At 65.4% G+C, this 9,778-nt stretch carries 1 protein-coding gene; it reads left to right on the plus strand.

Annotated elements, in window-relative coordinates; genetic code table 11:
* Positions 1 to 18 precede the first annotated feature (18 nt).
* On the plus strand, positions 19 to 9,750 hold the full coding sequence (locus I6F33_RS05010) for a non-ribosomal peptide synthetase (protein ID WP_225141376.1): 9,732 nt from the start codon (positions 19 to 21) through the stop codon (positions 9,748 to 9,750).
* Positions 9,751 to 9,778: the final 28 nt, after the last annotated feature.

A 9,778-nucleotide genomic window follows, 5' to 3' on the forward strand; every position in this document is an offset into this window, starting at 1 on the left:
GGACAGGAATTTTCGAAGATGGATAGATCCAACCTCGTCGAACGCTTGCGAGAGCATGCCGCTTTGCGACCGCAGAAGATGGCTTTGCGGTTCCTCGAAGGCGACGACGTCGCCGACGAGCTGACGTTCGCCGCGCTCGACGCTCGGATCAGGGCGCTTGCGGCTTGGTTTCAGCAGATGGGCGGTACGGGCGAGCGGGCGGTGATCCTGCTTCCGAGCGGGATCAACTATGCCGTCGCATTCTATGCCTGCCTGTATTCGGGCGTAATCGCCGTGCCGGCCTATCCGCCTGAGGGCGGCCCCGAGCGCTATGCGGGACGACTCAACGGTATCCTGCGAGATGCCGCGCCGCGCTTCATCCTGGTGGAGACGGGGCTGCGCGGCCTCATCGAGGCGGCATTGCCCGAGCTCGCCGACGTGCAGATCGTTGCGGTGGACACGATTTCGCCCGATCTCGCGGCGGACTGGCGCGAGACGGGGCCTGCGGCCGATGGGATCGCGTTCCTCCAGTACACATCCGGCTCGACCTCGCAGCCGAAGGGCGTTTGCGTCTCTCACGGCAATCTGGCGGCCAACGAGCGTGCCATCGAAGCGGTTTGTGGCGGAACGCCGGACGACGTGTTTGTGAGCTGGCTGCCGCTCTATCACGACATGGGGCTGATCGGCGGACTTCTGAACCCGCTGTTCACGGGCTTTACCGGCGTCCTGATGTCGCCACGGAACTTCCTGGAGCGGCCACGGCGCTGGCTCGAGGCCATCGACCGTCACGGCGGCACGTTGAGCGGTGGCCCCGACTTCGCGTACTCACTCTGCACCGATCGCATCTCGGAAGAGACCATCCGTCGGCTCGACCTCAGCCGGTGGAGGTTTGCGTTCTCGGGCTCGGAGTTCGTCCGCCGCACCACCTTCGAGAAATTTGGCGACCGGTTTGCGCGGGCCGGGTTCGATCGACGGGCGTTGACGGCTTGCTATGGACTTGCGGAGGCGACGCTGCTGGTCACGGCCAGCGACATCACCGCCGAGACCGTCAGCTACACGCTCGACACCGCGGAACTCGCCGCCGGCCGCATCGCGAGCGCCAGCGAAGGCACGGACCTCGTGGCATGTGGTCGAACTGCTGCTGGTCACGCCGTGCGCATCATGCGCGTCGACGAATCGGCGGTGGCCGAGGCGAATGAGGTGGGCGAGATCTGGGTCACCGGTCCCAGTGTCGCGCTCGGCTACTGGAACAATGTCGAGGCCACGCATCAAGCCTTCGTCGAGCGAGATGGTGCGCGTTGGCTGCGGACCGGCGACATCGGCTTCCTTCGCGACGGCGCACTCGTGGTGGCCGGTCGTCTCAAGGACCTGCTGATCGTTCGCGGGCAGAACGTCTATCCGACGGATGTTGAGCAGGCGGTCGAAGCCGAGGTCGAATCCGTCCGCAGCGGACGGGTTGCCGCCTTTCCCATCGAGGTCGAGGGGCGTGAAGCCATCGGAGTGGCGGTGGAGTTCAGCCGCGCCGTGCTCAAGCGTAGCAATCCGGAAGCGCTCGCACATGCGATCGGCGAAGCCGTGCTCCGGCAGGCGCAGGAATATCCGGCCGTGATCGTTCTGCTGAACCCGCAAGCGATGCCGCTGACGACGAGCGGCAAGCTGCAGCGGTCGGCCTGCGCAACGCGTCTCGCCGACAACACGCTCGACAGCTTCGCGGTGTTCGAGAGAGGGCGTCGCCGCGGCACTGCATCCCTGACGGTGCCGGCGACTGATACCGAGCGCGCCGTCGCTGCGATGTGGTGCGAGGCGCTTGGCGTCGCGGCGGTGCATCGCGAGGACGATTTCTTTGTGCTGGGCGGAAACTCGATCGCGGCTGGCCAAGTAGCCGCGGCGATCCGCGACCGCCTGAACGTGGAAGTGGAGCTGCGCACCTTCTTCGACGCGCCGGCGCTTGCGGCCTTCGCTGGCCGGATCGATGTTTTGGCGGGCACCGGCGCTGGCCGAGCGCTCCCGCCGATCCCATGGGCCGTCGCGGCCGATCGCACGATGCTGTCGCACGCACAGGAGCGGCTCTGGTTCCTCTGGAACATGGATCCTGCTGGGACAGCCTATACCGTTGCGAGCACAATCGGTCTGAAGGGACGGCTCGACCGTGCAGTGCTTTCGCGTGCTTTCGGCGAGATCGTCCGTCGTCACGAGATATTGCGCACCACGTTCATCGCCAGAGACGGCCGTGGGACGCAGCTCGTCCACGATGTCATGAGCATCGGCGTTCGGCACGAGGATCTCCGCGCCTATTCTGTGCGGGAGCGCTCCGAGCGCGCGGAGACGGTCAGGCGATCCGAGCTCGGCAAGCCATTCGATCTCGTGAACAGGCCATTGTTGCGCGCCGTGCTGCTTCAATTTGCGGACGATGCGTATGAACTGCTGTTGCTGGCCCATCACATCATCGTCGATGGATGGTCGCTTGATGTGCTACTCGAAGAGCTGGCCGCTCTCTATCGAGCCGGTACCGGTCAGGACGCAGGCGTGCCGCCGGTTCCGGCAATTCAATATGCTGATTTTGCGGCTTGGCAGCGAAGCTGGCTTGCGGGCGGCGAGGGCGATCGGCAGCTCGCCTATTGGCGCGCCAAGCTCGGCGATGTTCACCCGGTGCTGGCGCTGCCGCATGATCGGCCGCGCCCGACGATCCAGAGCCATGCCGGCGATACGATCGGTCTGGCCATCGACGCCGTGCTTGCGTCCCGGCTCCGGGAGATCGCCGGCAAGCAGCGCGTCAGCGTCTTCATGCTGCTGCTCGGCGCATATTACGCGCTGCTCCAGCGCTACACCGGGCAGAGTGATTTGCGTGTCGGCGTGCCGGTCGCCGGGCGCCGGCATACGCAGCTCGAACGACTGATCGGATGTTTCGTCAACACGCTGGTGCTGCGGGCCGAGATGACCGCCGAAGCGAGCTTCACCAGCCTGTTGCGTCAGGTCAGGGAGTCGGTGGTCGAGGCGCTGACGCACCAGGATCTTCCGTTCGAAATGCTGGTCGACGGCCTCAAGCCCGAACGCAGCGGTGGGCAAAATCCCCTGTTCCAGGCGAAGTTCAACTACATGACGGCGCCGGGCGGTTTCTCCGGCGTCGAGGGGCTCACTGCCGACATCGACATTGTCGATCTCGCTGGTTCGCATTTCGATGTCGCCCTCGACGTCATCGATGGCGTCGGCATGAAGGTCACGTTCAACTACGCCACCGATCTGTTCGAGCGTCCGACTATCGCGCGATTGGCGACGCAATTCGGTTCGATGCTGCGCCAGATTGCCGACAACGCCGAGCGGCGGATATCGGACTTCGTCATCGACGACGGACACCGGCAGACCGTGCCGAGTGAGGCTGCGGCGTTCGGCTTCGCCGATGTGGTGAGCCTTCATCGCGCGGCGACAGTCGATCGACAGACCGCCATCGCCATTCGATGCGGCCGGGGGCGACTGACCTTTGCGGAGCTCGAGCAGCGGTCAAATCGTATCGCACACGCCCTCATCGCGAAGGGCGTGGCACGCGAGACACCGGTTGCGCTGTGGATCGAGCGCTCTCCGGCCTTTGTCGTCGCCTTGCTCGGTGTGCTGAAGGCGGGCGGCTCTTATGTCCCGCTCGATCCGAAATGGCCGTTGGAGCGCGTCCGCCGTATCCTGACCGACGGCGGCATCGACATCATGCTTGCGGCGGGCGACAAATTGGCGGATGCGCGCGAGCTGGGCTGCCTGGTGCTCGACGCGGAGGCGGAAGCGGCGCGCGCCGAGGTATCGAGCCTGCCGCTCGACACGACCATTCATCCAACGCAGACCGCTTACGTCATCTATACCTCCGGATCGACCGGCGCGCCTAAGGGCGTCAGCGTCTCGCACGGGGCCTTGGCCAATTATGTCCAGGCTCTGCTGCAACGTCTGAAGCCGCGCCCGTCGGCGAGCATGGCGATGGTTTCGACGGTGGCGGCCGACCTCGGCCACACTGTCCTGTTCGGTGCGCTCGCATCCGGCGGCACGCTGCATCTGCTGTCACCGGAGGCCGTATTCGACGCGGATGCGTTTGCACAAGCGATGCGCGAGGGCGAGGTCGACATTCTCAAGATCGTGCCGAGCCATCTGCGAGGGCTGCTTCAGGCCTCGCACTCGGCCGATCTGCTCCCCCGCGACGCGCTCATCCTGGGCGGCGAGGCGTGCGATGGCGCGCTGCTGGACGACGTCCGGCGTTTGCGGCCGGAATGCCGGATCCTGAATCATTACGGGCCCACGGAAACGACCGTCGGCGCGGTGACGCATGAGTGCGCGGCAGGCCGCGGGGACGGTTCGGTTCCGATCGGTCTGCCTCTTGCCAATCTGCGCGTCCATGTCCTCGATGACGCCTTGAACGAGGTGCCGATCGGAGTCGTTGGCGAGCTCTATGTCGGCGGCGCTGGGCTGGCGCGGGGCTATCGCGGCGCGGCGGGCCTGACCGCGGAACGCTTCGTGCCGGATCCGTTCGGCGCCGCGGGCGGGCGCCTCTACCGAACCGGGGATCGTGTCCGCTGCGACCGCGAGGGCCGGCTGATATTCCTGGGTCGTTCTGATGACCAGATCAAGTTGCGCGGCTATCGCATCGAGTTGGGCGAGGTCGCGCGCGTTATCAAGGCGCTGCAGGGGATCGGTGACGCGGTGGTCGTTTCACGCGCCATCGGTGAAAGTGAGCGCCAGGAGCTGATCGCCTATTGCGTGGCTGAGAGCGGCGCCGCTCCACAGGCCGATGCGATCAAGCAACAGCTGGCTGCAATCGTGCCGGACTATATGGTTCCGTCACACATCGTCATGTTGGCGCAATTGCCGCTGACGCCCAATGGAAAGGTCGATCGTCGCGCCTTGCCCGAACCGGCCGAAGAGGGGGCGTCGGCCGGCTATGCCGCGCCTGCGGGGGATATTGAAATTGCCATCGCGGCGGTCTGGTGCGAGGTGCTCGTTCGCGAGCGCGTCGGCCGTAATGACAATTTCTTCGAACTCGGCGGCGATTCGATTCTGAGCCTGCAGATCATCGCCCGCTTGCGCAAGCGCGGCATCCGGCTCACTCCGAAGCAGATCTTCAGCCAGCAGACGATTGCCGGGTTGGCGACGGTCGCCGTGATATCGGCGGGGACGACCAAGAAGGAGAGACCGGCGGCGAAGGCGTCAGTCGGCGACACCGCATCTGGCATGCCCCATCTGATGCCGATTCAGACGCGCTTCTTCGCCGAGGACATTGCCAACCGGGATCACTGGAACCAGACGGTTCTGCTGCTGCCCCGTATGCAGGTCGACTGGGAGACGCTGCGGCGCGCGCTTGCGGCCATCTCGGACCATCACGATGCGTTACGTTTGCGGTTCAAGCAGGTGGATGGTGCTTGGCGGGGGGAGCAGGGACCGGCGCCGGGTTCAACCGAACTGTTATGGCTTCATGCGGGCGTCGGCGGCGCGATGGAGGTCACGGCGCTCGCCCGCGCCGCGCAGGAAAGCCTCTCACTGTCTTCGGGACCGCTGCTGCGCGCGGTCGGCATGGACCTGGCGGACGGTAGCCAACGCTTGCTGCTTGCGATCCATCATCTCGTCGTCGATGGCGTGTCCTGGCGTATCCTGCTGGAAGACCTGGCGTTGGCCTATGACCAGCTGCAGCGTGGCAGTCCCGTCGCGCTGCCGCCGAAGAGCGACTCCTTTGCCTCGTGGAGCGAGCGGCTGCATGCCTATGCGGGAACGGCGGAGATCGCGGCCGAATTGCCGTATTGGCTGGATCGTGGCGCCGGCGCACGCCTGCCATGCAACGACGACCATGGCGATGTCGATCGCGTCGGTGATGGCGGCGAGGTGTCCTTGGTGTTGGATGCCGATCTGACGTCACAGCTCCTCGAACAGGCGCCGGCTGCCTATCGGACCCAGGCCAACGATCTCCTGCTCGCCGGTCTCGTGCGCGCGGCGTCGCGCTGGAGCCAGCACGACGAGATCACCGTGGAGCTCGAAGGCCACGGCCGCGAGGAGATCTTCCCAGATGCGGATGTGTCCCGCACCGTCGGCTGGTTCACGACGGCCTTCCCGGTCCGGCTGAAAGATGCAGGCGACGAGGCGTCGCTGATCAAGGCGGTCAAGGAGACGCTTCGCGCGATTCCGAATCGCGGGATCGGCTATGGCGTGTTGCGCCATCTCGGCTCCGAGCAGCAGCGCCATGCTCTGGCTCAATTGGCGGAGCCGCAGATCGTCTTCAACTATCTAGGCCGCTTTGACGCCAACATAGGCACCAACCAGCGCTTCTCCTTCGCAGCGGAGAGTGCAGGTCCCTCGCGTAGCGCCACGGCACCCATGCGCGGTTGGCTGAACATCACTGGCCTCGTGCGTGACGGCCGATTGGAACTATCTCTCGGATACGGACGCAAGCGTTACCGGGACGCGACGGTCGAGCGGCTCGCCGCACATTACAAAGACGCACTGCGCGAACTGATCACCCACTGCTGCAATGGAGCGTTCGGCCTCACGCCATCGGATGTCCCGCTGTCTGGGCTCGCTCAAGCCGACCTCGACCGGTTGGCTGCGAACCTGGATCTGCGCGGCATCGAGGAAATCTATCCGCTCTCGCCGATGCAGCAGGGCATGCTGTTTCATGCGCTGCGCGACGGTGCCAACGACGCCTATGTGAATCAGGTCGGGCTCGAACTGTTCGGCGTCGATGCGGGCAAGCTGAAAGCCGCGTGGCAGATAGTCAGCGACCGGCATGCGGCCCTGCGGACCGGGTTTGTCTGGCAGAACCTGTCGGGCGCAGCGCAGCAGATGGTGCATCGTCATGTGACGGTGCCGTTCGTCGAGGAGGACTGGCGCGGCAGCGCGCCTCCGGATCTGCAAGCCGCGCTGGCGGAGATATCCCGGCGTGAGCGCGAGATGGGCTTCGACATTTCGCAGCCGCCGCTTCAGCGTATCCGTCTGATCCGTCTCGACGACGAGAGGCACTGGCTGATCTGGACCCATCATCACATCTTCGTCGATGGTTGGAGCTCGGCCCGGCTAGTGGCCGAGGTATTGGAGCAGGCGAGCGGCCGCCCGCTGCCGGCCGTGCAGGGCGGCTATCGCGACTACATTGCATGGTTGCAGGGCCGCGATCGCGAGAGCGCCGAGAGGTTCTGGCGCGAGGCTCTGGCAGGGCTTGAGGCGCCCACATTGCTCGCGAACACACTGACGCCCCCCAAAACATCCCTCGCCGAAGGCCATGCCAGCGTCGGGCTTGCGGTGGACGCAGCGTTGACCGAGCGATTGAAGTCCTTTGCAAAGCATGAACGGGTAACACTCAACACGCTCATACAAGGAGCATGGGCGCAGCTGCTGCGGCGTCATTCGGGGCAGTCCGCGGTCTCTTTCGGCGTGACCATCTCGGGTCGTCCGGCCGAATTGCCCGGTTCAGAGGAGATGGTGGGCCTCTTCATCAACACGCTTCCCATCGTCGATGCGACCAGCCCGCAAGCTATCGTGGGCGATTGGCTGCGCCAGTTGCAGGAACAGAATTTGGCGCTGCGCGAGCACGGTTGGACGCCGCTCTACGACATTCAGCGCCTCGCCGGCCGTGCCGGGCAGCCGCTGTTCGACAGTATCCTGGTGTTCGAAAACTATCCGATCGACGAGGGGGTGCTGCGAGGCGGGGAAGGTGGTCCGCGGCTGGGACGTGTGGCGCATGTGACGCCGACGAACTATGCGCTGGCGGTCGCGGTGTTCGCCGCCGGCGATCGGCTGAACATTGAATTCAACTATGACCGGAGCCGGGTCGACGAGGCGGCGATCCTGCGCCTTCGCGACATTCTCCACGCCCTGCTGGAACGGATTGCGGCGAATTCGGAACGTGCGCTCGGTGATCTCTCTGCGGCAGTCGAGCGGGACGCGCGACGAGCTCTCGAATGGAGTGGCGCAGCGCGGCTGACCTCCGCATCATCCTGCCCCGACGTCGTGATGCATATCGAAGCACAGGCCGCACAGGCGTGGTCTGCCATTGCCATCGTCTGCGGCGACCAGCGCATCTCCTATGGCGAGTTGAACGCGCGTGCGAACGCGCTCGCACGACGCCTTCGCCTCTGGAACGTCGGTCCGGATCGGCTGGTCGGCATTGCCTTGAGCCGAAGCCCGGACATGATCATCGCGCTGCTCGCGGTTCTGAAGGCCGGAGGCGCCTATCTGCCGCTCGATCCGGATTATCCGGCCGAGCGGCTTGCCTACATGCTGCGTGACGGCGGCGCGGCGCTGGTCCTGACGCAAGGCGCGCTGCTCGAGCCGCTTGCACCGGTGCTGCGCGAAGCCGGGGTCGAGGCGCTCTGCATCGACCAGCCATCGCCGCGTGCCGGCGAGGACGGCGGGAACCTCGACATCGAAATCCATCCGGACAGCCTGGCCTATGTCATCTACACGTCCGGGTCGACCGGCGCGCCGAAAGGCGTGGCGGTTGCGCGCGGACCGCTGGCGATGCATTGCGAAGCCATCGGCCGGCTGTACCGCATGACCTCGCGTGACCGCGAGTTCCAGACGGCATCGATCAATTTCGACATCGCCCACGAGCGATGGCTGGTGCCGCTGATGACGGGCGGTTCGCTCGTCCTGCCTTCGAAGCCCGGTCTCCTGATTGACGATCTCGTCAGCGAGATGACCCGCAATGCGGTGACCTCGATCTTCCTGCCGCCGGCCTATGCGGATCAATTGAGCGCGGCATTGCGGCAGGGTGGGCGCAGGCTGGCGATCAGGGCCTGTATCGTCGGCGGCGAAGCCTGGTCCGATACCGGGGTCAGGGCATTTCGAGAAGCTTTCATTATCGATCTTCTGGTCAACGCCTACGGCCCGACCGAGACGGTGATCGCGCCGACGGCGTGGATCGTCGACGCCGCCGCGTTGACACCTCACCAGCCCGCACCGATCGGACGGCCCGTTGGTGCGAGGTCGGCGCACATTCTCGATTCCGACCTCAATATCGTTCCCGCCGGCGTCACCGGCGAGCTGTTCATCGGTGGTGTTGGCCAGGCCCGCGGCTATCTGAACCGGGCTGCACTGACCGCGGAGCGGTTCGTCCCCGATCCGTTCAGCGACGATGGCACGCGCCTCTATCGCACCGGCGATCTCGCGCGCTGGCGCAACGACGGCGTGATTGAATATGTCGGCCGCGCCGACCAGCAGGTGAAGATCCGCGGCTTCCGTATCGAGCTCGGAGAGATCGAGGCGCGTCTGCTCGAGCAGCGTGGCGTGCGTGCGGCGGCCGTTGTGGCGGGCGAAGGCCGGACCGGGCGCCAATTGTTCGCCTATGCGAGTGGCGGGCCGTCGCTCGACGGCCGCGCCTTGCGCGATGCACTGTCCGCCGTTCTGCCTGACTACATGGTGCCGTCGTCGGTGACGGTGCTGGAGCAGTTGCCGCTCACCGCTAACGGTAAGATCGATCGGCGTGCACTGCCGGCGCCGGGCGAGGATGCGTTGGCGAGTCGCACCTACGAGGCACCCGAGGACGAGATCGAGCTGGCGCTGGCCGGGATCTGGGCGGAGCTGCTCGACGTCGATCAGGTCGGACGCAACGATCACTTCTTCGAGCTCGGCGGACATTCCTTGCTCGCAGTGCGGGTGCTGAGCCGGGTGTCGCAGGAGATCGGCGTGTCAATCGCGGTCTCGGATCTGTTCGCTCATCCCGATCTTGCCTCATTTGCCCGGGTCGTGTCGATCAGGCTCATCGAGCAAGAATTCGATGCCGAAGAGCTCCAGGAACTGGTGGGAACGGAGCAGTGAGCATGGCTGACACGGCAAAGCCGAGCTT

Origin of the sequence: Bradyrhizobium sp. BRP20 (genome assembly GCF_020194215.1) — a bacterium.
In the GTDB taxonomy this organism is placed as follows: Bacteria; Pseudomonadota; Alphaproteobacteria; order Rhizobiales; family Xanthobacteraceae; genus Bradyrhizobium; species Bradyrhizobium yuanmingense.

Bases quoted from the DNA above. Each gene is read 5' to 3' on its own strand.
- I6F33_RS05010 (WP_225141376.1), top strand. From the start codon at position 19: ATGGATAGATCCAACCTCGTCGAACGCTTGCGAGAGCATGCCGCTTTG.